The following is a 24,565-nucleotide window of genomic DNA, read 5'->3' as shown; positions in this document are numbered from 1 at the left end:
GAGGTGTCAACGGATCCCGAGGTCTTCGACGTCTGCGGCGCCCTGCCCACCGGCACCACCGTGCTCGAGGCCAGCGCCGGCACCGGCAAGACGTTCACCATCGCAGCGCTCGCCACCCGGTACGTCGCCGAGGGCGTCGCGGAGCTGTCCGAGCTCATGCTCGTCACCTTCGGCCGCGCCGCCACCTCCGAGCTGCGCGACCGGGTGCGCGAGCGCCTCGTCTCCGCCGAGCGCGCCCTGCGCAGCCCGGACGCGCGCACCAGCGACGACGCCGTCGTGGCCCACCTCGCCGCGGTCGGCGACGACGAGCTGCAGCGCCGCCGTCATCGCCTCACCCGGGCGCTGTCCCAGTTCGACGCCGCCACCATCACCACCACCCACGGCTTCTGCCAGCAGATGCTCAGGACCCTCGGGGTGGCGGGCGACGTCGACGCCGACGCGACCTTCGTCCCCGACATCGCCGACCTCGTGGACGAGGTGGTCGACGACCTCTACCTCCAGCGCTACGCCGACTCCCTGCAGCCCTCGCTGACCCCGGCCGACGCGCGGGCCGTCGCGAAGGCCGCGGTCAGCGACTACCAGGCCCGCCTCGAACCCACCGGCGCGGAGCCGGACTCCCTCGCCGGGCACCGCTACGCCTTCGCCCGCGACGTCGTCGCCGAGGTGCTGCGCCGCAAGCGCGAACGGCACCTCCTGGACTACGACGACCTGCTCGTCCTCCTGCGCGACGCCCTCGTCGACCCCCGGCACGGCCCGGCGGCCGCCGAACGCGTGCGCTCCCGGTACGCCGTCGTGCTGGTCGACGAGTTCCAGGACACCGACCCCGTCCAGTGGGAGATCCTGCGCACCGCCTTCCACGGCCGCCGCACGCTCGTCCTCATCGGCGACCCGAAGCAGGCCATCTACGCCTTCCGCGGCGGCGACGTCGTCACCTATCTCGCGGCCCGCCAGGACGCCACCACCACCGCCACGCTCGGGCGCAACTGGCGCAGCGACGAGCCGCTCCTGCAGGGGCTCGAGCAGGTCTTCGGAGGCGCCGCCCTAGGCGACGAGGCGATCGTCGTGCGCCCGGTCGACGCCCAGCACACCGGCCGGCGGCTGGACGGCGGGGCGCCGGTGCGTCTGCGGCAGGTCACCCGCGAGCCGTTCCGGGTCAAGGGGACCAAGACCCCCACGGTCGGGAAGGTCCGCGAGCTCATCGCGGCCGACGTCGCCGCGGACGTGGTCCGCCAGCTCGGGCGCACCCGGCTTCTCGACGGCGGAACCTGGCGACCCCTCGAGCCCGGCGACGTCGCGGTCCTCACCCGCCGCAACGCCGACGCGGCGATGGTCCGTGACGCCCTCGCGGACGCCGGCGTGCCCGCCGTCGTCTCAGCACTGGTCTCGGTGTTCGCCCAGCCCGCCGCGAAGCAGTGGCTCACCCTGCTCAGCGCGCTGGAGCAACCCGGCCACGCCGGGCGCACGGCGGCGCTCGCACTGACTCCCTTCGTCGGCTGGGACGCCGCCCGGCTGGCCGGCGCGGACGACGGGGAGCTCGACGAGCTCTCCGACCAGGTCCGCACCTGGGCCCGGCTGCTCTCCGAGCGCGGGGTCGCGGCGCTGCTGGAGGCGGTCAGCATCGGGGGCGTCGCCGAGCGCCTCCTGCGCACCGACACCGGTGAGCGGGTGCTCACCGACCTGCGGCACATCGGTCAGTCGCTGCACCTCGTCGCCGTGGCGGACAGGCTCGGGGTGGCCGCGCTGACGGACTGGCTGCGCCGCCGCATCGCCGAGGCGGAGGAGGACTACGCCGAGGAGCGCAGCCGCCGCCTGGAGACCGACGCCGCCGCCGTCCAGGTGGTCACCACGCACGCCAGCAAGGGCCTGGAGTTCCCGGTGGTCTACGTGCCCTTCGGGTGGGACCGGTACGAGTCGCGCACGCCGCCGATCCTGCGCCTCCACGACGACGCCGGCGCCCGCCTGCTCGACGTGGGCGGCAAGGAGGCCGACGACTACGACGCCGCGCGCGAGCGTCACCTCGCCGAGGAGCGCGGCGAGGACCTCCGGCTCCTCTACGTCGCGCTCACCCGCGCGGCCACCCAGGTGGTGGCGCACTGGGCGCCGTCGTCGAACAGCGGCGGCGGCCCGCTCTCGCGTCTGCTCCTGGGCACCTTCGCGCCCGGCGAGCTGCCGCCCGACCGGGTCACCGTGGCCGCCGACGACGTCGTCGCCACCGCCCTGGCCGACCTCGCCCGGCGCGCTGGCGGCGCCATCGCCGTCGAGCAGGTGACCGAGCGTCCCGCCCCGGCCTCCTGGACCCCGCCCGACCGCGGACGCCCCGGCCTCGCCGTCGCCCGGTTCGGCCGCACCCTCGACCACTCCTGGCGCCGCACCTCCTACACCGGGCTCACCGCCGCGGCCCACGCCGAGGGCGTGGCCAGCGAGCCGGAGACCACCGGGATCCAGGACGAGGCTGAGGTCGCCGTCGGCGGCAGGCTCGCCGACGGCGCGGCGGGGCCCGACGCGCGCCTCCTGCCCTCCCCGATGGCCGACCTGCCCGCCGGCGCCGCCTTCGGCACCCTGGTCCACGAGATCCTCGAGCAGGTCGACACCACGGCGCCCGACCTCGCCGCCGAGCTGCTCGAGCGCTGCCGCGAGGCCGGCACCGCCCGGGTGCCCGGCGTCGACCCCGAGGCGCTCGCCGAGGCGCTCGGCCACGTGCTGGCCACCCCGCTCGGCCCGCTCGCCCGCGGGGCCATGCTCGCCGACTTCACCCCGGCGGACCGGCTGCCCGAGCTCGAGTTCGAGCTCCCGCTCGCCGGCGGGGACCACCCCGACGGGCCCGCGTCGACCCTCGCCGACCTCGCCGCCCTGCTGCGGCGCCACCTGGGCCCCGACGACGTCTTCGCCCCCTACGCCGACCACCTCGACGGGCTTGGCGAGGCGCGGCTGCTCGGGTACCTCACCGGCAGCATCGACGCCGTGCTCCGGACCCGCGGCGCGCCCGCGGGACCGGCCGCGGCCGTGCCCGGCGGCACCGCCGACGCCGACCCGCGCTACCTGGTGGTCGACTACAAGACCAACCGGCTCGGCACCTTCGACGAGCCGCTCACCGCCTGGGACTACCGCCCCGCCGCCCTCGCGGAGGCGATGATGCAGGCCCACTACCCGCTGCAGCTGCTGCTCTACCTCGCCGCCCTGCACCGCTATCTGCGCTGGCGCCAGCGCGGCTACGACCCCGAACGCCACCTCGGCGGCGGGCTGTACCTGTTCGTCCGCGGGATGTGCGGGCCGGGGACGCCGGAGGCCGACGGCGTCCCGTACGGCGTGATGTCCTGGCGCCCGCCCGCCGGGCTCGTGGTCGAGCTGTCCGCGCTCCTGGAGGGAAGGTCCCGATGACCGTCGTCGAGGACGTCCGCCTCGCCCTGCGCGCGACGCCGCTGCTGGCCGAGTTCAACGCTGCCGGGGTGCTCGCCGCCGCCGACGTCCACGTCGCCGAGCGGATCGGCCGGCTCGCCGGGGAGGGCGACGAGCGGGTGCTGCTCGCCCTCGCCCTGGCCGTGCGCGCCGTGCGCTCCGGCTCGGTGTGCGTGCGGCTCGGCGAGCTGGACGCGCTCGCCGTCCCGGAGGGCGAGGACGCCGTGCCCGCCGGCCCCCTGCCCTGGCCCGAGCAGCGCGCCTGGGAGGCGGCGGTGCAGGCCAGCCCGGCCGTCGCCGTCGGCGTGGACGGTCCCGCCGACCGGCCCGCCCGGTGGGTCGACGGCCGGCTCTACCTCGACCGCTACTGGCGGGACGAGCTGCTGGTACGGCGCGAGGTCGACGCCCGGCTCCGCGCGCCGGTCGGTGGCGTGGACGAGCGGCGCCTCGCGGGCGCCGTGCACCGGCTCTTCCCCGAGGCGCGGGACGACCGTCAGCGTCTCGCCGCGGCGACGGCCGTGCTCGGCCGGCTCACCGTGCTGACCGGCGGCCCGGGCACCGGCAAGACGACGACGGTCGCGCGGGTGCTCGCCGTGCTCCAGGACGTCGCGGGGCCGGGCCTGCGCATCGCGCTCGCCGCCCCGACCGGCAAGGCCGCCGCGCGCCTGCAGGAGGCGGTGCGCGAGGTGGTGACGGGGTTCGACGACGCCGCGGACCAGGAGCGGGTCGGCTCGCCCGAGGCGACCACCGTGCACCGGCTGCTCGGGTGGAGGCCCGGCAGCTCCACCCGGTTCAGGCACGACGCGAGCCACCACCTCCCGCACGACGTGGTCGTCGTCGACGAGACGTCGATGGTCTCGCTGCCGCTGATGGCCCGGCTGCTGGAGGCGCTGCGTCCCGACGCCCGCCTGCTCCTCGTCGGCGACCCGGACCAGCTCGCGTCCGTCGAGGCCGGCGCGGTCCTCGGCGACCTCGTCCACCGGCCGGCGGTGGCCGACGGCCTCCTCGATGCCGTGGGCGCGTTCGAGCCCGCCGGCCTCGCGGAGCCGGAGCGGCAGCAGCTGCGTAACGGCGTCGTCCGCCTCACCACGGTGCACCGCCAGGAGGAGGACAGCCAGATCCTGCCGCTGGCCGCCGCCATCCGCGACGGCGACGCCGACCGGGCGCTCGCCGTGCTCCGCGCGGGCGGGCGGTCGGTGCAGTTCGTCGAGGGCGTCGGCGACCGGCTCACCGAGGAGGAGATCCGGCCCGTCCGCGACGATGCGGAGGAGGCGGGCGTCGACCTCGTCGTCGCCGCTCGCGAGGGTGACGCGTCCCGGGCGCTCCGCGCGCTGGAGGCGCACCGGCTCATGCTCGCGCACCGGCGCGGCCCGGCCGGCGTGGCGCACTGGGCGGCTCTGGTCGAGCAGTGGGTGACCGAGGCCGCCGGCCCCGAGCGTGCCCCGACGTCCGACCCCGGTCGCACGCCGACCTCGGGTCCCGGCCGCACCGCGGGACCCGGCCGCGCGGGCGCGTCCCCCTGGTACCCCGGCCGACCCCTCCTGGTCACCGCCAACGACCGCGAGACGGGCCTGTACAACGGGGACACCGGGGTGGTGGTCGCGGACGGGGAGGGCGGCGTGGTCGTCGTCTTCGGCGATCCGCGCGACCCCATGCGGGTGCGCCCGCACCGGCTGCCCCCCGTGGAGACGGTCCACGCCATGACCGTGCACCGCGGGCAGGGCGGCCAGTTCGGCAAGGTCTCGCTGATCCTGCCGCCGGCCACGTCGCCGCTCCTCACCCGGGAGCTGCTGTACACCGCCGTGACGCGGGCGCGCGTGTCGGTGCGCGTGGTCGGCACGGAGGAGGCGGTGCGTGCCGCCGTCGCCCGGCCGGTGCGTCGCGCCAGCGGCCTGCGCGAGCCCTTGGCCTGACCGGCGCGCCGAGCTCTGCCCTGACCGGGGCGGCGAGCTCTGCCCTGACCGGGGCGGCGAGCTCTGCCCTGACCGGGGCGGCGAGCTCTGCCCTGACCGGGGCGGCGAGCCTTGCCAGGACCGGCGCGGCGGGCACCGAGGTGCCCGCCGCGCCGGCAGGTGCCGCGCCTCAGGCGGCTGTCCGCGCCTCAGGCGGCTGTCCGCGCCGCGGGCGTCAGGCCCGCGGCCGGGCTGCCACCCGGTCGGCGGACGCGTCGGCGTCCTCCTCTGCGAGGCTGGCCGCGGCGCGGTCGAGCCGGACCTGCTCGACGCGCACGCCGTAGTAGGCCGCCTGCATCATGTCCTTCATGTCCCTGACCATCGGCAGGCGCGGGTTCGCCGGGGCGCACTGGTCCTCGAAGGCACGCATGGCGAGGGTGTCCAGGGCGGGGACGAAGGCCTCCTCCGCGATGCCCATCTGGGCGAACGAGCCCGGCATGCCGAGCGAGGCGCGCAGCTCCTCCACCGCCCGGGCGTAGGCCTCGACGGCCTCCTCCGGCGTGGCGGCCGGCAGGCCGAGGTGGGCGGCGATCTGCCGGAAGCGCTCGGGGGCGGTGTAGGTCTCGTACTTGGGCCAGTTGCTGAGCTTGGTGGGGACCTGGCCGTTGTAGCGGATCGCGTGCGGCAGCAGGACGGCGTTCGTGCGGCCGTGGACCTGGTTGTAGGTGGACCCCACGGTGTGCGCCATGGCGTGGACCACGCCGAGGAAGGCGTTGCCGAACGCCATGCCGGCGATGGTCGAGGCGTTGTGCATGCGCTCGCGGGCCTTGCCGATCGACGCCGCCGGGAGCCCGTCACGCTCGCCGTTGACCGAGATGGCGATGTTGTCGAACACCATCTTGATCGCGTGGAGGGCCAGCGCGTCGGTGAAGTCGTTGGCGTAGACCGAGACGTACGCCTCCGTGGCGTGGGTCAGGGCGTCGAACCCGGAGTCCGCGGCCAGGCTGGAGGGCATCCGGGCGGTGAGCTCGGGGTCGATGATCGCCACCGACGGGGTCAGGGCGTAGTCGGCCAGCGGGTACTTGTACCCGGTCGCCGGGTCGGAGATCACCGCGAAGGGGGTCACCTCGGCGCCGGTCCCGGACGACGTCGGGATGCACACGAGCTTGGCGAGCTCGCCGAGCGCGGGGAAGCGGAACGCCCGCTTGCGCACGTCGAGGTACTTCTCGCGCAGGTCCTCGAACCGGACCTCCGGGTGCTCGTACAGCAGCCACATCACCTTGGCGGCGTCCATCGGGGAGCCGCCGCCCAGGGCGATGATGGTGTCCGGGCGGAAGGAGCGCATCGACTCCGCGCCGCGGCGCACCGTGCCGATCGAGGGCTCCGGCTCGACGTCGTCGATGACCTGGAGCGCGACGGGCCGGGCCCGACGGTCCAGGACGTCGCGGATCTTGTCGACGTAGCCCAGCCGCGTCATCGTCGCGTCGGTGACGATCGTCACGCGGTCGATGCCCTCCATGTCGTAGAGGTAGCGGATGGCGTGCGGCTCGAAGTAGGTCTTCGCGGGCACCTTGAACCACTGGAGGTTGTTGGTGCGCCGGCCGATGCGCTTGACGTTGATGAGGTTCACCGCCGAGACGTTGTTGGACACCGAGTTGTGGCCGTAGGAGCCGCAGCCGAGCGTGAGCGAGGGGATGAAGGCGTTGTAGATGTCCCCGATGCCGCCGAGCGAGGACGGGGCGTTCGTGATGATGCGCACGGCCTTGACGCGGGTGCCGAAGCGCTCGATCAGCTCGGTGTCGCTCGCGTGGATCACGGCCGAGTGGCCCAGCCCGTCCAGCTCGACCATCCGCTCGGCCAGGGTGATGCCCTCCTCGGTCGAGGAGGCCCGCACGACGGCGAGGACCGGGCAGAGCTTCTCCCGGGTCAGCGGCTCGGGGGGCCCGACGCCGGAGACCTCGGCGAGGATGATCGAGGTGTCCTCGGGGACGGTGAAGCCGGCGCTGCGGGCGATCCAGCTCGGGGACTTGCCGACGACGGAGGCGTTGAGCTTCGCCTCGCCGCAGTTCTCCGAGTTCGCCCCGACGCCGAAGATGAGCTCCTCGAGCATCGCCTTCTCGGCGGGGGTGGCGCGGTAGGCGTGCAGCCGGTCGAGGTGCTCGAGGGTCTGGTCGTAGACGGCGTCGTCGAGGATGGCCGCCTGCTCCGAGGCACACACCATGCCGTTGTCGAAGGACTTCGACATCACCAGGTCGGTCGCGGCCCGCTCCAGGTTGGCGCTCGTGTGCACGTACGCGGGGACGTTGCCCGCGCCGACGCCGAGGGCCGGCTTGCCGCACGAGTAGGCCGCCCGGACCATCGAGTTGCCCCCTGTGGCCAGGATGAGCGAGACCCCCGGGTGGTTCATGAGCGCCCCGGTGGCGGCCATGCTGGGCTCGCTCACCCACTGGATGCAGCCCTCCGGGGCGCCCGCCGCGACGGCGGCGTCCCGCACCACGCGGGCGGCGGCCACCGAGCACTCCTGGGCGCCCGGGTGGAAGGCGAAGATGACGGGGTTGCGGGTCTTGAGGCAGATGAGGGCCTTGAAGATCGCGGTCGACGTCGGGTTGGTGACGGGGGTGACCGCCGCGACGACGCCGACGGGCTCGGCGATCTCGACGATGCCCTTGAGGTCGTCGCGGTGGATGACCCCGACCGTGCGCAGGTCGCGCATCGAGTAGGTCACGTGCTCGCACGCGAAGATGTTCTTCGTCGCCTTGTCCTCGAAGACGCCGCGTCCGGTCTCGGCGACGGCCGCCTCGGCGAGGACGCCGTGCTGGTTCAGTGCCGCGACGGACGCCTTCCTGACGATGCGGTCGACGTCCTCCTGGGTGAGCGCCGCGTACTGGGAGAGGGCCGTGAGACCCATCGCGACGAGCTGGTCGATCTCGGGGGTGTCCACTGGTGCTCCTTCGACGGCCCGGCGCGGATCGCCGGCCTGCTGCGACCAACGTAGGTCGGGCAAATTGCGCCGAAGGCGGGCTTCGGTCCCACGGCCCAAGGTCCCGCGACAAGGGCGGTCGGCGGTGCGCGGGAGAGGGTTCTCAGGACTCCGCTCGGCGACGCCGACGCTCGATGTTCTCCAGTCTCCGGCGCTCGCGCTCGAGCACCGCCGGTGACCGCACCGGCCACACGTAGGGCAGGTCGTCGGACACGTCGGGAAAGAGCGGTCGGTAGTGCGCGGGGTCCTTGCGGATCAGGTTCGACCGGTGGCTGCGGAGGAGTTCGGGATCGAAGAGCCAGCCGGGCAGGGCGCCGTCGGCCAGCAGCTCCTCATAGCTCCGGATGCCGGTCACGCCGGCGGCGGCGAGGTCGGTGGCGATCGTGTCCGCGCAGGTGTCGCCGAAGCCCCGCGCGGTCCAGGCCTCGCACATCGTCAGCCCGTAGCGGCCCAGCGCCTCCTCATGCTCTTTCCACATGAGGACGGCGGGGTGCGACTTCCAGGCGTAGTCCGGCCACGTCAGCGCGCGGACGATCTGGATGACCTCCACGCGCTGCTTGCCCAGCCGCTTGTCGTCGAGCACCCCCGCGGTGGCCGCGAAGTCGCTGTAGGGGACGAACGTCTGCATCAGCGCCCCCGGCAGCGTGAGCAGAAGGTGCGGGCGCTGTCCTCGGCCGTCCGGACGGACGTGCCGCAGTCGTGGCAGACCCGCTGCTCGTGGACCCGGTGGACGGCGCGCGCCTCCGGCATGAGCGACTCCTTCCCGAGGCCTTGCCGCACATCGGCAGAGCACGACGCTAGGCGGCGCGGGGAGATCCGGCACGCGCTGACGTGTTGGCCACGAGGTTCGCACCGGAGGCTGCGGGAAGCCGCTGCAGCCGCGGTGGGGCATGCGGTGCCCCGGCGACCTGGTGGTCCGTGGCGCCGACGGGCGCTTGACCGCACCCGCACCTACCGTGGCATCTCCCGGTCCTCGAGCACCTGGAGCGTGATCTGGCATGAACGCCCCTCGTCACCACGACGTCGTGATCGTCGGCGGCGGGATGGCGACGATGGCGGACCTGACGCGTGCCCAGACCAAGTGCATCCCGGACGGGTGCACCTGGTACGCCGACCACGTGACGGCGATCGAGGCGGACCGGTCGGTCGTGCACCTCTCCGCCGGGCGGGAGCTGCACTACAACGACGTCGCTGTGTGCCCCGGCTCGCGCGTCGACTGGGACGCCATCACCGGTGCCGAGGAGGCGGTCGCCACCCCGGCGGCGGCCACCAACTACCTGCCGGAGATGGCCGAGAAGACCTGGGCCATGCTGTCCTCGCTGACGGCCGGACGGGCGGTCTTCGTCATCTCCGAGCGGCACGTCCCGTGCGCTCCGGTCGGTCTCAAGCCGCTCTTCATGGCCGCGGACCACTGGCGCCGCGCCGGCAACCTGGACCACATCGAGATCGAGCTCCTCGTCGAGGGGACCAGGCTCGTCAACCACGACGACGCCGACCGTGAGCTTCGCGCGGCGGCCGACGCCTACGGCGTCCGCGTCCGGACGAGGACGACCGTCGAGGCCGTCTTCGCGGTCTCCCAGACGCTCCGGGTGCAGTCCGCCGAGGGCACCGACGAGCTGGCGTACGACGCCCTGTACCTCGCCCCGCCCCACCGCGCCCCGGACTGGGTCGCCGACAGCGACCTCAGCACCGACGACGCCGGCGGGTTCCTCGCCGTCGACCCGCGCACCCTCCGGCACCGGACGCACCCGCGGGTTTGGGGCCTGGGCGACGTCGCCACCGTGGACACGCTCCCGTCCGGCGGAGCGCTGCGCAAGCAGGTCCCCGTGGTCGCGCACAACATCGCCGCCCAGCGGGCCCGGCGGACGATGCGCCACTACGACGGCTACTCCGTCGCCCCCGTCACCACCAACCGGCGCGAGCTGCTCCTGGCGGAGTTCGACCGTGACGGCAGGCCCCAGCCGACTGTCAGCACGCCGGACCTCGCGCGGCCGCGCCGTAGCACCTTCGTCTTCGACCGCTACCTCGAGCCGCAGATCTACTGGCACCGCCTGCTCAAGGGCAACGTGAGCTGACCTGCCCCTTGAAGCTGAGGGTTCGGACAGGCAGCCCCTGCTGGCCCACTCTCCTCAGCCGCCCGTGTACGACATAGCTCTCGCTTCGTCCGGGCGTCCGGCGCCCACATTGCCCCGCGCCCTTCCAGTGCGCTAGCCTGCCTGTCATACAGGCTGTCAGGTGTGCTGGCGGCATCCTCGACGGGGAGGGAAGACGTGGACCTGGAGCAGCAACGCCGTTCGCCGTCCGCGACCAGGCAGGCCCTCCTCGTTGACTTCCACGTCCACCCGGGGCCGGACTCCCGGCCACGCAGGTGCGATGCCTTCGACATCGCCGCAGCGGCGCACGCGCACGGGATCGTGGGGATGGTGCTCAAGTCCCACACGCTCAGCACCGTGGGGACCGCGTCCGTGCTCGAGCGCGTGCAGCCGGGCCTTCGGGTGTCCGGGGGGATAGCCATGAACCGGGCCGCCGGCGGCATCAACCCGGAGGCCGTCGAGGCCTCGGCCCGCGCGGGCGGCAAGGTGATCTGGTTTCCCACCCAGGACTCTGAGAACGAGCGCCGGAGGACCGGGGCTGGTGGCCCAGCCGTCTCGATCTGGGGCAGCGGCGGGGCCCTGACGCCGGACGTTCACGACGTCCTCCGGCTGGCCGCCGACCATGACCAGGTGGTGTGCTCGGGCCACCTCGCCCCCGACGAGGTCGTCGCGCTCTTCGACGCCGCCGTCGAGCACGGCGTCGAGCGGTTCGTGGTCAGCCACCCCGACCACAGGCACGTCGACATGCCCGTGTCGCTCCAGAGCGACCTCGCGCGACGCGGCGCGGTGATGGAGCGGGTGGTGCCCCGGCGGGAGATCTCGGACGTGGACCTGCCCGGGATGGTTGCCCGGATCGGGGCCGTGGGCGTCGGGCGCAACGTGCTCGGCAGCGACCTCGGGCAGCCCCACAACCCGGTGCCGCCGGAGGGGTTCCGGCGATTCGCCGAACAGCTCCTCGACGAAGGCATCAGCGAGGCGGAGCTGACCCTCATGGGCCTGACCACCGCCGCGGAACTGCTTGGCTGGGAGGTGCCGGCATGACCCGGAGACGTCTGCGGATCGGTGTGGTGGGCGCGGGCAACGCGAGCTCCCACCACCTCGCCGGCTGGCGGCGACTGCCCGGCTGCGACGTGGTCCACATCGTCGATGCGGTGCCCGAGCGAGCCGAGCGACGGGCCCGGGAGTACGGAGTCCCGCGCAGCGGCGGCAACGTGCACGAGCTGGTGGACTCCGGAGCCGTCGACGCCCTCGACGTCATCACGCCCGCCCACGCCCACGCCGAGATCGTCGAGCACGCGCTCGCCTCCGGGATCCATGTGCTGTGCCAGAAGCCCGTGGCAGACACGCGCGAGGACATCGCGCGGATCTACGACGCCGCTGTCGCAGGTCCGGGACGGCTGATGATCCACGAGAACTGGCGGTACCGGAGCTGGTTCCGCGAGCTGCGCAGACGCATCGACGGCGACGAGCTCGGCACCGTCTTCCACCTCAGCTCGTCCGCGCGGTTCGCGGGCACCGTGACCACGCCGCAACACCCCGACACGCCGTTCAGCCTGGCGCGTCAGCCCTTCTTCGCGGAGATGGACCGGTTCTTAATCCTCGAGTCGGTCATCCACCAGCTCGATGTCACCCGTTACCTGCTCGGCGAGCCCGACGTGCTCTACGCGAGGGCCCACCGGGTCAGCGACCGGGTCCGCGGCGAGGACGTCGCAACGGTGGTGCTCGGCTACCCCGGGGCGACCGCGGTGGTCGACCGGAGCTACGCCTCCAAGGGGCGCGAGGACCCCCCGCTGCTCAGCGAGAGCGTCGTCGTGGAGGGAACGGCGGGCACGGCCTTCGTCTCGGCCTCCGGGGAGCTGCGCATCGTCACGGAGGACTCGGCGACCCGGCGGGTGGACGTCGTGCCCCCGGAGGCCGACCCCTACGTCGCCAGCTATGCGCGGGCGATCCGTGCCTTCGCACGGGGCATCATCACCGGCGCACCGTTCGAGACGGACATCTACGACAACCTGTCCACGATGCGCCTGGTGCTCGCCGCCTACGAGTCCGTGGACAGCGGTCGGACGCTAGGACGCGCGGAGATCGACGCCACCATCCCGGTGGGCGTGCGCGCGACGGGACGGGTGACGCCATGAGGATCGGTCTCGTCCATGCCACGCCGCTGGCCCGGGGCCCGGCGGAGCGGGCTCTTCGCGAGGTCCTGCCCGAGGCCGAGCAGTGGCACCTCCTCGACGATCGGCTGCTGCCCGACCTCCAGGAGGCCGGCACGCTCACCGGCCGGCTGAGGCGGCGGTTCCTCGGGCTGGTCGACGTGCTGCTCGACGGCGGAGCCGCCGGTGTCCTGGTGACCTGCTCCAGCTACTCCGAGCTGGCGGACGCCGCCGAGCTCCGGTGGGACGCCCCGGTCGTCAGGCCCGACGCCGAGATGTTCCGCGCCGCCGCGCGGGGCAGGCCCGCGGCGGTCGCGCTCGTCGCGTCGACCGAGACGGCGTTCGCGCCGGCCGAGGCGCAGCTCGGGGCGCAGCCCGGCACGGCGACGGCCGTCATCCACCGGGTGCTCGTCGAGCCGGCCCCCGGTGCGACGGGCGACGTCCTGGCGGCCGGCATGCACGACCAGGTGGCGCGGGCGGTCGCCGCCGGCGCGAGCGAGATCCTCCTCGCCCAGTACTCGCTCGCCGCGGCCGCCGGGCCCCTGACCGAACGCCTCGGGGTGCCCGTGCACGAGGGGGCACGGGCGGCCGCCACGGAGCTCCGGCGTCGCCTCGGTGCGACGGACGAGACCGACGCACAGATCATCCATTCGACGAAGGAAGCGTGAGATGGCAACGGTAGGAATCATCCCCGGGGACGGGATCGGACCGGAGATCACGGAGGCGACGGTCCGGGTGCTCAGCGCCGCAGCGCCGTACCTGAGCTACGAGTACATCCCCGTCGGTCACCTCATCCCCGGTGGTGAGCACGACCCCCTGCCCGATGCCGCCGTCGCCGGGATCCGGCGCCTCGGTGCTGCGCTCAAGGCTCCGCTGGTGGCGCCGCGCCGCACGGGTCGGATCGTCAAGGTCCGGCCGGACGGCGACCGCGTCTATCCCAGCATCAACAACGCCGTGCGGCGCGAGCTGGATCTCTTCGCGAACGTCCGGCCCATCCAGAGCCTGCCGGGCATCTCGTCGGGCCCGGACCTGGACTTCCTCATCGTCCGCGAGGTCTCCGAGGGGACCTACTCGGGCATCGAGTACAGGATCGGCGACGACGTCGCCCAGGCCGTCAAGGTCGTGACGAGAGGGGCGTGGGAGCGGATCGCGCACTTCTCGTTCCGGCTCGCCGTCGAGCAGGGGTACGGCCGCGTCATTCTCGGGCACAAGGCCAACGTTCTGAACCTCACCGACGGCCTCGAGCTCGAGGTCGTGCAGGAGGTCGCCCGCCAGTACCCGGAGGTGGAGCTCCAGGACATGATGGTGGACGCCCTCGGCCAGGCGATCGTCCGTGGGGCGGTCCCGCGAGCCGTGGTCCTGCTCGACAACCAGTACGGCGACATCCTCTCGGACGTCGCCGCCGGGGTGACCGGCAGCATCGGTCTCGGCCCGGGCGCCAACTTCGGAGAGAGCGTCGCCGTCTTCGAGGCGTGCCACGGCGCCGCGCCGGACATCGCCGGAACCGGGCGGGCCAACCCCGTCGGCCTCATCCTCTCGGGCGCGATGATGATCCGTCACCTCGGTGACGCCGCCGCCGCCGACGCCGTGGAGGCGGCCGTCGAGACCGCTCTGACAAGAGTCCGCACGCCGGACCTCGGTGGGACGGCCACCACCACGGACGTCGCGGACGCCGTCGTCGAGGCCGTCCGGGCGGCCGCGCCGTCACCGGCGCAGGCATGAGCCGAGAAGCCCCGGGCGGCGGCATCGTCAGCCGGCGGGCAGAGACCGACAGGGAAGCAGAAGTGGAAGGAGTGGGCGGAGTGAACGCACCACGGGGGGTCCGCCTGGCCTACACGGTGATGTCGCCGGAGGCCGATGAGCGCCAGGAGTTCGCCTACGACGGCCCGTTCGCCGAGGCGATCCGGCGGCTGGCCGACATCGGGTACGACGGCGTGGAGCTCCAGGTGGCCTCGCCTGCGAAGCTCGACGCGGAGCGACTGGTCAGGGAGCTGTCCGGCGTCGGACTCGCCGTGGCCGCGCTCGCCACCGGCCCATTGGCGGCCGGCGGGGCGAGCATGTGCGAGGTGGAACCCGCGGCTCGCGAGGCGGTTCTCGGCCAGCTGCGCACGCTCGTCGACCGCGCCGCGGTGCTGGGCACCCGCGTCTCGCTGGGGCGGATCCTGGACAACGCGCCCGACCGGACGGTCGACCCGCGGGACCGGATGGAGCAGACGGCAAGGATGCTGCGCGAGCTCGCCGACTACGGCGACGAGCGAGGTGTGCGCCTGCTCGTCGAGCCCCAGAACCGGGCCTCGACCGATCTGGTGAACACGATCGACGACGCCCGCACGCTCATCGCCGCGACCGGCCGCGCCAACATCGGCGTCATCGGCGACACCTACCACCTCGCGCTGACCGAGGGCTCCGCGGTGGAGGCGTTCGAGTCGGCCGGACCGCTGCTCGAGCACGTGCAGTTCGGCGACACGGGCAGGGGCAGCCCGGGGACGGGGGACATGCCGTTCCCCGACGTCGTCGCGGTCCTGGACCGCCTGGGCTACCGCGGCTGGATCACGCTCGAGCACGCCCAGGACCGCGGTGATCGGACGGCCGAGCTGTCGTACCAGTTCGTCAGCTCGCTCAGTCTCGTCGGGCAAGGAGAACGCTGATGCCGCAGAACCCCGGATCGACCCGCATCCTGCCCGGGCCCACGCTCGCGGAGCAGGTCGCCGAGCAGATCCTCAACAAGATTCTCGCCGCCGGCATGAGCCCGGGTGAGCCGCTGCCCTCGGCGCGCGAGCTCGGGGAGGAGTTCGGCGTCTCGCGGACCGTCGTCCGTGAGGCGGTGAGCTCCCTCGTGGCGAGGGGAGTGATCGAGACCCGCTCCGGCGTCGGTCTGCGCGTGGGCAACGTCAGCTCCGAGCTGGTGAGCGACGCGCTGAGTCTCTTCCTGCGGATCCACGGCGGCCTCGACTACCAGCAGGTGCACGAGGTGCGGCACCTGCTCGAGCTCCAGGTCGTGCGCCTGGCCTGCGAGCGCGCCTCGGACGAGGACCTCGAGGAGATCCGCCGGACCCACGAGCAGATGACGGCTGCGGTGGCGTCCCCGGAGACCGCCGCCAAGCTCGACGTCAACTTCCACCGGCAGCTCGCCGTGGCCACCCACAACCCGCTCTACGTGGTCGTGCTGGACTCGCTCCACGGCGTCCTCATCGAGGCGCGCCGGGGCGCGGTGCTCTCGCCGAGCCGGGCGCGGCACGCGGCGGAGTTCCACCAGCGCATCCTCGACGCCGTCCTCCGGCGGGACTGCGACGCCGCGGAGCAGGCGATGGAGAGGCACCTCGACGACGTGGCGGCCCACTGGGCCACCATGCAGAAGGGTCGCCAGGGCGCCGCGGAGCTCAGCCGTGCGTCCGACTGACGTCCGGCACGAGGCGGGGCGGGACGCGACCGAGGTGGACGCGCCGTCGCGGGTGCTGCTCGGGTGCGTCGCCGACGACTACACCGGTGCCACGGACGTCGCCACCGCTCTGCGGCGGTCCGGGTTCCGCCCAGCGATCCTGTTCGGGGGCGTCCCCGGTGACCGGAGCGCACCTGCGGGGGCGGACGCGGTCGTGGTGGCGCTGAAGTCCCGGACCGCGCCGGCCGCCGACGCCGTCGCGTGGTCGCTGGAGGCGGCGGACTGGTTCGACGAGCTGGGCGTGCAGCGGGTGTTCCACAAGTACTGCTCCACGTTCGACTCCACGGACTCCGGCAACATCGGCCCGGTCACCGACGCGCTGCTGGACCGCTCCGGTGCCCGGCTGACCGTCATCTGCCCCGGCTCCCCGGTGCACGGCCGCACGGTCTACGGCGGCCAGTTGTTCGTGCACGACCAGCTGCTCTCCGAGTCACCGATGCGGCACCACCCGCTCACCCCGATGACCGACTCTGACCTCGTCCGCGTGCTGGGCCGACAGACTCCGCACCACGTCGCACTGCTGCCGCACTCCGTGGTCCGGTCGGGGCCCGCGGCGGTGCGCGAACGACTGGACGCGCTCGAGGCCGACGGCGTGCGGCACGTGGTCACCGACGCGATCGACGATGCGGACCTGCGCGTCATCGCCGCCGCCACTCAGCATCTCCCCGTGCTCACCGGAGCGGCCGGCCTCGCCGCCGCGCTCGCCCCGGACGGCGTCTCGGCCGAGGCCGGGCCGGCCCCCGGAGCCGGACGGGCGGATGTGGGGCTGCCGGCCGGGCCGGCCGTCGTCCTGGCCGGAAGCTGCTCGCGGGCCACGATGGAACAGCTCGCGTACGCCCGGGAGCGCATGCCCTCCCACCGGCTCGACCCGCTCGTCACCCCGGGCGCCGAGGAGTTGCGGGCACGGGCGACCGCCTGGCTGACCGACCACCTCGGCAAGGGTCCGGTCCTCCTGTACTCCTCAGCCGGGCCCGAGGAGCGCGCGGCCGCGGCCAAGGTGTTCGGCGCACGGACCGCCGAGGTCTTCGAGGACGTCCTCGGTGATCTTGCACGGGTGGCCCGCGAACGTGGCGCGCACCGGATCGTGGTCGCCGGGGGTGAGACGTCGGGTGCCGTCATCCAGCGCCTCGGGGTCGAGTCCGCGCTCGTCGGGCACGAGGAGGACCCCGGCGTCCCGTGGTTGCTAACGCCGGATGAGCGGCCGCTCGCGCTGCTGCTCAAGTCGGGAAACTTCGGTCGCGCGGACCTGCTCCACCGGGCCGCCACGACGGGGACGGGGCACCCGTGACGGACGCTGCGGCGAGCATCGTGGAGATCGGGCGTTCGTTGTTCGCCCGCCGGCTGACGTCGGGCCGGACCGGCAACATCAGCGTGCGCGTGGGCGACACCGTCCACCTCACCGCGTCCGGGGTTAGCCTCGGGTCCCTCACCCGGGAGGACATCTGCCTCATCGACCTGCGCACCGGGGAGGCGCAGGGGCCGCCGCCGACGAAGGAGGCGTTCCTGCACGAGGCGATCTACCGGGCCCGACCCGGCGCCGGTGCCGTGGTCCACCTCCACAGCACCTACGCGGTCGCCGTGTCCTGCCTGCGGCACGCCGACCCGTCGGACGTGCTGCCACCGCTGACGGCGTACTACACGATGCGGGTCGGCCGGCTGCCGCTGGTGCCGTACCACGCACCGGGTGACCGGGCGATGGAAGGGCCCGTCCGCGAGCTCGCGGTGGACCACCATGCCTTGCTGCTGGCCAACCACGGTCCGGTGGTCGCCGGGACCGACCTCGCCTCCGCCGTCGACGCCGTCGAGGAGCTCGAGGAGACGGCCCGGCTGTTCTTCCTCCTCGAGGGGCGCGACGTCAGTCTCGTCCCGGTACCGTGCGACCCCGTGCGAGACGGCGGCGACCCCAGCCGTCGCTGAGCGCACTGCCAACCCCTGAAGATGACAAGACCTTTTGGGACATGCTTGACAGTGTTCCTGGCAGGCTGGCAGCCTGTATGACAGGTCGGACCGGACACAAAGGAGTGGTCTACATGAGACGACGCAGCGTACAGATCCTCGCCGGAGCCGCGGGGCTCTCGATGCTCGCAGCCTGCGCGAGCTCTCCCGGGGACCCGGGGTCGGCCGCCAGCAGCGATGCGGGCGGGAGCGGGAGCATCGAATTCTGGAGCCAGATCTACGGCGACCCGGCCCAGTGGCGGGCGCTCGTCGAGGAGCTGGCCGACGAGTTCGAGCAGGAGACAGGGACAGCCGTCGAGGTCGAGCTCATCGACTTCGCCCAGGCCCGCGACCGCTGGCTGCTCGTCTCGCAGGGCGGCGACGCGCCCGACGCCGCCGACATGTTCCAGCTCACCACCTACGCGCCGCTGGGCGGCGGCAAGGCCGGCCCGATGCCGATCACCGAGTACAAGGACGAGTACTGGCCGGACCTCGACGAGCGGTTCTTCTCGTCGATGATGGTGGACGGGCAGTGGCAGGACGAGTTCTACGGCATCCCCTGGCGGGTCGACATCCGGCCGATGCTCTACCGCACCGACCTCCTCGAGGACGCCGGCCTCACGGAGCCGCCGGCCACCTGGGAGGAGATCGAGGAGTACGCCGCCGCGCTCACCGAAGGCGACGTCACCGGGTTCTCCTTCGGCGGGGTCGACGTGGTCCAGGGGCTGATCCCCTACTACTGGCAGACTGGCGAGGAGTACATGTCCGAGGACGGCACCGCCGCCAACCTCGACACCCCCGAGATGCGCGAGACCCTCACCTGGCTCCGCGGCCTGGTCGAGGACGGCGTGGTGCCGGAGGACTTCATGTCCCCCACCTTCGACCCGATGGCGGAGTTCCGCTCCGGGCGCATCGCGATCCTCGGCGGGGCCAGCGGGTCGGACATCGCGACGCTGGAGCGTGACTACCCCGAGCTCGACGGCAAGTGGGCGGTGGCCCCGCCGGCGCAGGGGCCTGAGAACAGGGCCACCTACTCCGGCTCCGGGTACTGGGGAGTCCTGCAGGGCTCGGACAACGTCGAGGCGTCGGTGGAGTGGATCGCGTTCCTCAGCCGCGACGAGAACATGCAGCGGATCTCGGAGACGACCGGTTTCCCGAGCACCAACCGCGCGGTCATGGCCTCCGAGTTCTGGACCGACGCCGAGTGGAAGACCACCTTCACCGAGGTCATCGAGGAGCACGCGCACACCTCCCAGGCGCCGTCGCCGTTCTGGACCGTGATCCGGGACGAGAAGCCGGGCGGCGTCCTGTGGGACATGTACTCCGAGGTGCTGGAGTCCGGGCAGCCGATCGACGACGCGATCGCGAAGGCGCAGGAGCGCATGCAGACCGAGCTGGACCGCGGCGCCCGGTGAGCCGCCGGCCGCCGGTCAGGCCCGCCCGGCCTGACCGGCGGCCCGTCCAGACGCGACCGACGCGGACCCGACGGGATACCGCACTCGAAAGGAGCTCAGCATGGCGACGACGCACCTGGAGCTGCAGGAGGAGCGCTTCCTCTTGAACAGGCGCCCCACGTACGAGGGAGTCTCGTTCGAGGGCAGGCCCGTGGAGGGCCTGCTGTTCAACGCCCGTCTCGTGATGGGATTGTTCGACGATCTGAACGAGGACACCCGGGCCCGTTGGGCCTACCCGGACACCGGGGTTTGGGACGCAGAGCGCAACGTTCATGAGTTCCTGGAGCAGATGCCGGTGTGGCGCGCGCAGGGTCTGCTCGGTCTCACCCTCAACCTCCAGTGCGGGAACCCCGTGCGTGGCAGCCGCTCCGCCCCCGGCGGCATCGTGCCCCTCGATCAGCCCTGGAACGTCTCGGCGTACCACCGGGACGGCTCGTTGCGTCCCGAGTGGCTCGACCGGCTAGGCCGCATCCTCGACGAGGCGGACAGGCTGGGCATGGTCGTGATCCTGGGCCTGTTCTACTTCGGCCAGGACCACCGGCTGGAGGACGAGGACGCGGTGCGTCGGGCGGCCGAGAACGTCATCGGCTGGCTCGACGACAACGACCGTCGCAACGTCATCGTCGAGATCGCCAACGAGTGCAACGTCCCCCGCTACACCCACGACCTGCTCACGCCCCGCGGCATGGTCTCCTTCATCAAGGAGCTCCGGGCCGCCACGACGACGGCCCTGCCCCTGGCTGCCAGCTATGCCGGCGTCCCGCAGTTCGGGATCGTGCCCCCGCAGGAGCTGATCGACGTCGTCGACGTCGCCCTCATCCACGGCAACGAGATCCACGGAACCGCCGACTTCGAGGCGCAGATCCGGGCGGTGCGCGACCTGACGCGCCACCGGCCGATCCCGGTCGTCGTCAACGAGGACAACCACTTCGACTTCGACGACCGGCCCAACCACCTCTACACGGCGGTCGAGAACTATGCGTCGTGGGGCTACTTCGACCCCGGCGCCGGCGGGGACTACCACGACGGCTTCCAGTGCCCGCCGGTCAACTGGGGGCTGACGACGCCGCGCAAGCAGGCGTTCTTCCGGCACGTGGCCCGGCTGACCGGTAGCGCGCCGGCCGCCGCGGGCGTGGATGTGGACGCGCACGGCGTCCGGGCCTGAGACCTCTAGAGGAGCGACGAATCATGACTGACTACAGCGCGCACGTCCACGGTGCCGACCAGCTCCACCTGTCATGGGTCGGCGACTCGGCCAGCACGATGACAGTGATCTGGCGCAGCTGCGACTCGCAGGCCGAGCCCGTCGTCGAGTACCGCCAGGCGGGCGGTGAGTGGCAGACGGCGGTCGGGCGCCACCGGCTGACCGACGATCTCGGGGTGCTCCAGGAGGTCAACCTCGCCGGCCTGCAGCCGCGCACGAGGTACCAGTACCGCGTGGGATGCGGTGGGGGCCGGTGGGGCGACGTCGGCTCCTTCGAGACCGCGCCGCCCCGCGGGGAGGTCACGGCCCTGGACGTCGTGTTCGTCTCCGACACCGGCCTCATCGGCCGGAAGGACGGGCTCGCGGACGGCACCGCTCAGGTCATCGAAGAGATCGCGAAGCTTGACCCCCTGCTTGTCCTGCACGGCGGGGACTTCACCTATTTCGACACCGACCGGCGCTTCGAGTTCCTCGAGGAGGCCATCGACTACTTCTTCAACCAGATGGCGCCCGTCGCCGCCCACGCGCCGATGATGCCGACCTGGGGTAATCACGAGCTGATGTACATCCTCCAGGAGCGCATCGAGCCGTGGCTCGAGCGCTACGCCACACCCGAGGGCAGCGAGGGCCGGCTCAACTACTCCTACGACGTCGGGCACGTGCACTTCCTGTCCATCTGCGCCTTCCAGTTCGACGACCCGCTGCCGGAGGAGCGGCTGCGCTGGATGATCGAGGACATCCGGGCCGCCCAGGCGGCGGGTCAGCGGTGGATCATCCCCGTGCTGCACGTGGCCCCCTTCGCCGAGGGGCGGAACCACCCGTCCAACCTCGCGCTACGCGCCCAGCTGGGCCCGGTGTTCGAGGAGCTCGGGATCAGGCTCGTCGTGACGTCCCACGACCAGGCCTACGAGCGGACCTTCCCCCTGGTCGATGTCCCGGAGCGGAACGCCCCCACCTCCGACTCGCTCGTCGAGTACGGGCCCGAGGACGGCACGGTGTACCTGAAGGTCAGCCCCGGCGGGAAGCGCAGCAACATCAACAAGAACTTCTCGAACTTCGCCACCGAGGAACCCCCGCACTGGACGGCCGTCCGCAACAACACCATCCACAACTTCGCCCGGCTGCGCTTCACGGCCGACGGCGACCTCGTGGTCGAGGTGCACGGCGTGCGTGGTGACGGCAGCCCGACCGTGCGGGTCGACGAGTTCACGCTCCGCGGAGGCCGGACGCCGGTGCTCGTGCAGGAGGCCGCGTCGGCACGCGAGGGTGACTCGCGATGACCATGCGGGCGCGCCGCCGGGTGTTCATGGGCGTGATGCTCGCGCCGGCGCTCCTCCTCGTGCTCGTGCTGGGCGTGTACCCGATGGTCGAGACCCTGAGGCTGAGCTTCTACGAGTACGACCTGTACCGAATCGCCTTCGCGGGCACGCCGTTCGTGGGTCTGGAAAACTTCCGGACCCTGTTCCAGGACGACGCCTTCCTCCGGACGCTGGCGAACACGCTGACCTTCGGCCTCGTCGTCACCACCGCGCTGATCGTGGTCGGTCTGCTCGTCGCGCACGTGCTCAACAGCGAGATCCGCGGCCGGGCGCTGCTGAGGACCGTCTCGATCATGCCGTGGTTCGTGCCCGGCGTCGTCGCCGCCGCCATCTGGGTGTGGATCCTCTCGCCCGCCCAGAGCCCCATCAACCAGCTGCTCCACGCCGTCGGGCTCATCCAGGAGGACGTCCGCTTCCTCGCCGACACGTCGTCCGTCGGGACGCTCAGCAGCCCGCTGCTGTCCATCTCGGCCGCCCGCATCTGGAACGGTCTGCCGCTCGCGGTGATGATTCTCCTCGCCGGGCTCCAGTCGATCAGCAAGGAGGTCTACGAGGCGGCCAAGATCGACGGAGCGTCGCCGGCGCGGACCCTCTTCAGCATCACGATCCCCATGATGATGCCCACGATCAGCGTGCTGACCGCCCTCCTCCTCATCGGGACGGTCGGGCACTTCGAGCTCGTGTACCTCATGACCGGCGGTGGGCCCGCAAACCTCACGAACACCCTGGCCGTGTACTCCTACCAGGAGGCGTTCACGAACGGTCAGTTCGGCCTGGCGGGGGCGGCCAGCAGCTTCATCCTCGTCATCAGCGCAGTGATCGGGGTCGGCTACATCCTCGCCGACCGCAGGGCCAACCGGTAGACGGATCGCAGACCCATGAATGGACAAGCCATGCTCGAGCAGGTAGCCGTTCAGGAACCCGAGAAGCGGCGGGCCGAGAGGGCGGGCGCGCGGCCGGACGCTCCCGGCCGGACGTCCCGACGGCGCATCTCGACGCTCCAGATCGTGTCCGTCGTGGTCGCCACCGTCGTGGTCGGCTACCTGCTGCTGCCGTTCTTCTGGATGCTCAAGTCCGCGTTCCAGGCGCCGGCCGAGATCACGAGCATCCCGCCGGTGTGGGTGCCGACCGACCCGTCGACGGAGAACTTCCGCCAGGCGCTCGCGATGATGCCGTTCGGTCGCCAGATGATGAACTCACTGCTGGTGGCCGGCGTCGCCGCGGCCGGGACGGCGGTGGTGGCCAGCATGGCGGCGTACGTGACCTCACGGTTCCGCATGCGCATCACCGGCATCGTGCTCGGGGTCTTCATCTTCAACCAGCTCGTCCCGGAGATCACCCGCCTCTTCCCGGTGTACTTCCTGCTCGAGCGGCTGAACCTCGTGAACACCTACACCGGCATGATCCTCACCTACATGGGCTTCATGCTCCCGTTCGCCGTCCTGGTGCTGCACGGCTACTTTCAGGACAGCTGCCCCAAGACGCTCGAGGAGGCGGCCTACGTGGACGGCTGCTCCCACTTCGGAGCCTTCTTCCGCGTGTTCCTCCCGGTGTCCCGTGCCGGGATCCTCTCCATCGTCTGCGTGGTCTTCCTCCAGATCTGGAACGACTTCATCTGGGCGAGCACCCTGCTGTACCAGGGCGAGAAGACCATGCTGCAGGTGGGGCTGCGGTCGTTCTTCGGTCAGGGCGGGGCGGTGGAGTACATGGGGCCGTTCATGGCCGCGTGCGTGCTTACCATGCTGCCTGCCGTGTTCCTGTTCGTCTTCGTGCAGCGCTACATGGTCTCCGGACTCAGCGGCGGTGCGGTGAAGGGCTGAAGGGAGCGACGTGGCCGGAGGCGCACGCACACCGGGGCAGAGTGTGGCCTCCAAGGTCCTCGCCGTCCTGGCTGCCTTCGAGAGCGGTCCCCCGGCACAGTCGCTGACCGACATCGCCGGCCGCAGCGGCCTCCCGCTGAGCACCGTGCACCGGCTGGTGCGCGAGCTCGAGGAGTGGGGGGCGCTGAACCGGGACCCGGACGGCGACTACCGCGTGGGGATGCGGCTGTGGGAGCTGGGGCAGCACGCCGGCCGGCAGGTGCGCGAGCGGGCCCGGCCCATCCTCCAGGACCTCTTCGGCCTGACCCAGGAGACCGCCCACCTGGCGGTCCGCTCCGGCCCGGACGTGCTCTTCGTGGAACGCATCTACAGCTCGAAGCGCGTGCCGCGCGCCGCGCGCGTCGGCGGCCGGCTGCCACTGCACGTCTCCGCCGTCGGCAAGGTGCTGCTCGCCCACGAGGACGAGTGGTTCCAGGACACCTATCTCATGCGGGACCTCGAGGCCCTCACCCCGCGCTCGCACGTCGACACGGCGCAGCTCCGCTCGGACCTCCGCCGGACAGCCGCCCAGGGGTACGCGATCACGGAGCAGGAGGCCCGGGTCGGGTCCAGCTCCGTCGCCGTGCCGGTCTTCCACCGGGGCGGCCCCGTCGCCGCCGCTCTGGGGCTGGTCGTGGCGGCGGGGCAGACCGGCGCGCTGACCCGCTACCTACCCGCCCTGCGGGCCGCGGCCGGCGAGATCGAGCGCGTCACGGCGCCCTTCCCGCTCTCGACCCTCCTGTCCACGTTCCGGCCGGGCGGCGGACCGGCCCGGCCACCCACCTAACCTGCTTCCACTCAGTAGAAGCAGGGCCTGGCCGGGGCGCGACCCGGTCCGGTTTCA

Annotated in this window: 20 protein-coding genes; 17 read left to right on the top strand and 3 right to left on the bottom strand. The window is 72.5% G+C overall.

Going from position 1 to position 24,565, the window contains the following annotated elements; translation table 11 throughout:
- Positions 1-3 precede the first annotated feature (3 nt).
- Positions 4-3,378 (top strand): UvrD-helicase domain-containing protein, encoded by a 3,375-nt coding sequence (locus ABD774_RS11485; RefSeq protein ID WP_486327303.1) that lies wholly within the window; start codon positions 4-6, stop codon positions 3,376-3,378.
- On the top strand, positions 3,375-5,309 hold the full coding sequence (recD, locus tag ABD774_RS11480) for an exodeoxyribonuclease V subunit alpha (RefSeq protein ID WP_345041177.1): 1,935 nt from the start codon (positions 3,375-3,377) through the stop codon (positions 5,307-5,309). The genes ABD774_RS11485 and recD overlap by 4 nt, the downstream gene beginning before the upstream one ends.
- A 214-nt stretch (positions 5,310-5,523) precedes the next feature.
- On the opposite strand, the gene adhE is transcribed toward recD, so the two are convergent.
- From adhE to ABD774_RS11465, 3 genes are all read right to left on the bottom strand, one after another.
- A complete protein-coding gene (gene adhE, locus ABD774_RS11475; RefSeq protein ID WP_425554536.1) occupies positions 5,524-8,196 on the bottom strand; it encodes a bifunctional acetaldehyde-CoA/alcohol dehydrogenase in 2,673 nt (890 codons plus the stop codon).
- 175 nt (positions 8,197-8,371) lie between these two features.
- On the bottom strand, positions 8,372-8,896 hold the full coding sequence (locus ABD774_RS11470; protein ID WP_345041172.1) for an MSMEG_6728 family protein: 525 nt from the start codon (positions 8,894-8,896) through the stop codon (positions 8,372-8,374).
- A complete protein-coding gene (locus ABD774_RS11465; protein ID WP_345041169.1) occupies positions 8,896-9,018 on the bottom strand; it encodes a hypothetical protein in 123 nt (40 codons plus the stop codon). Before ABD774_RS11465 ends, ABD774_RS11470 begins: the two co-directional genes overlap by 1 nt.
- Positions 9,019-9,266: 248 nt before the next feature.
- On the opposite strand from ABD774_RS11465, the gene ABD774_RS11460 reads away from it, so the two are divergent.
- The 15 genes from ABD774_RS11460 (at position 9,267) to ABD774_RS11390 (ending at position 24,508) form a co-directional block, all read left to right on the top strand.
- Positions 9,267-10,343: an NAD(P)/FAD-dependent oxidoreductase gene (locus ABD774_RS11460; RefSeq protein WP_345041167.1), complete on the top strand. Its 1,077-nt coding sequence runs from the start codon at positions 9,267-9,269 to the stop codon at positions 10,341-10,343.
- Between the two features lie 195 nt (positions 10,344-10,538).
- Complete coding sequence (locus tag ABD774_RS11455; protein WP_345041165.1) at positions 10,539-11,402, top strand: DUF6282 family protein; 864 nt, start codon at positions 10,539-10,541, stop codon at positions 11,400-11,402.
- Positions 11,399-12,496 (top strand): Gfo/Idh/MocA family protein, encoded by a 1,098-nt coding sequence (locus ABD774_RS11450; RefSeq protein WP_345041162.1) that lies wholly within the window; start codon positions 11,399-11,401, stop codon positions 12,494-12,496. The genes ABD774_RS11455 and ABD774_RS11450 overlap by 4 nt, the downstream gene beginning before the upstream one ends.
- Positions 12,493-13,179 (top strand): aspartate/glutamate racemase family protein, encoded by a 687-nt coding sequence (locus ABD774_RS11445; protein ID WP_345041160.1) that lies wholly within the window; start codon positions 12,493-12,495, stop codon positions 13,177-13,179. The genes ABD774_RS11450 and ABD774_RS11445 overlap by 4 nt, the downstream gene beginning before the upstream one ends.
- A gap of 1 nt (position 13,180) precedes the next feature.
- Entirely contained in the window at positions 13,181-14,233 is a 1,053-nt protein-coding gene (locus ABD774_RS11440) for an isocitrate/isopropylmalate dehydrogenase family protein (RefSeq protein ID WP_345041158.1), read from the top strand.
- 80 nt (positions 14,234-14,313) lie between these two features.
- A complete protein-coding gene (locus ABD774_RS11435; protein WP_345041155.1) occupies positions 14,314-15,159 on the top strand; it encodes a sugar phosphate isomerase/epimerase family protein in 846 nt (281 codons plus the stop codon).
- Complete coding sequence (locus ABD774_RS11430; protein WP_345041153.1) at positions 15,159-15,911, top strand: FadR/GntR family transcriptional regulator; 753 nt, start codon at positions 15,159-15,161, stop codon at positions 15,909-15,911. Before ABD774_RS11435 ends, ABD774_RS11430 begins: the two co-directional genes overlap by 1 nt.
- Positions 15,898-17,238, top strand: a complete 1,341-nt coding sequence (gene otnK, locus ABD774_RS11425) for a 3-oxo-tetronate kinase (RefSeq protein ID WP_345041150.1) — start codon at positions 15,898-15,900, stop codon at positions 17,236-17,238. The genes ABD774_RS11430 and otnK overlap by 14 nt, the downstream gene beginning before the upstream one ends.
- Positions 17,235-17,867, top strand: a complete 633-nt coding sequence (locus ABD774_RS11420) for a class II aldolase/adducin family protein (RefSeq protein ID WP_345041148.1) — start codon at positions 17,235-17,237, stop codon at positions 17,865-17,867. The genes otnK and ABD774_RS11420 overlap by 4 nt, the downstream gene beginning before the upstream one ends.
- Positions 17,868-17,980: 113 nt before the next feature.
- The gene (locus ABD774_RS11415; protein ID WP_345041145.1) at positions 17,981-19,300 is read left to right on the top strand and encodes an extracellular solute-binding protein; all 1,320 of its coding nucleotides are present in this window, start codon (positions 17,981-17,983) and stop codon (positions 19,298-19,300) included.
- 100 nt (positions 19,301-19,400) lie between these two features.
- Entirely contained in the window at positions 19,401-20,504 is a 1,104-nt protein-coding gene (locus tag ABD774_RS11410) for a hypothetical protein (RefSeq protein ID WP_345041143.1), read from the top strand.
- A gap of 23 nt (positions 20,505-20,527) precedes the next feature.
- On the top strand, positions 20,528-21,823 hold the full coding sequence (locus tag ABD774_RS11405; RefSeq protein ID WP_345041140.1) for a purple acid phosphatase family protein: 1,296 nt from the start codon (positions 20,528-20,530) through the stop codon (positions 21,821-21,823).
- Positions 21,820-22,725, top strand: a complete 906-nt coding sequence (locus tag ABD774_RS11400) for a carbohydrate ABC transporter permease (protein ID WP_345041137.1) — start codon at positions 21,820-21,822, stop codon at positions 22,723-22,725. Before ABD774_RS11405 ends, ABD774_RS11400 begins: the two co-directional genes overlap by 4 nt.
- Positions 22,726-22,755: 30 nt before the next feature.
- Positions 22,756-23,682, top strand: a complete 927-nt coding sequence (locus tag ABD774_RS11395; RefSeq protein WP_345041135.1) for a carbohydrate ABC transporter permease — start codon at positions 22,756-22,758, stop codon at positions 23,680-23,682.
- Positions 23,683-23,692: 10 nt separating this feature from the next.
- Entirely contained in the window at positions 23,693-24,508 is an 816-nt protein-coding gene (locus tag ABD774_RS11390; RefSeq protein WP_345041133.1) for an IclR family transcriptional regulator, read from the top strand.
- Positions 24,509-24,565: the final 57 nt, after the last annotated feature.

Origin of the sequence: Georgenia daeguensis (genome assembly GCF_039537705.1) — a bacterium.
Taxonomy (GTDB): domain Bacteria; phylum Actinomycetota; class Actinomycetes; order Actinomycetales; family Actinomycetaceae; genus Georgenia; species Georgenia daeguensis.
The sequence above is the reverse complement of the archived record's forward strand: the minus strand, read 5'-3'. Positions and strand labels throughout refer to the sequence as shown.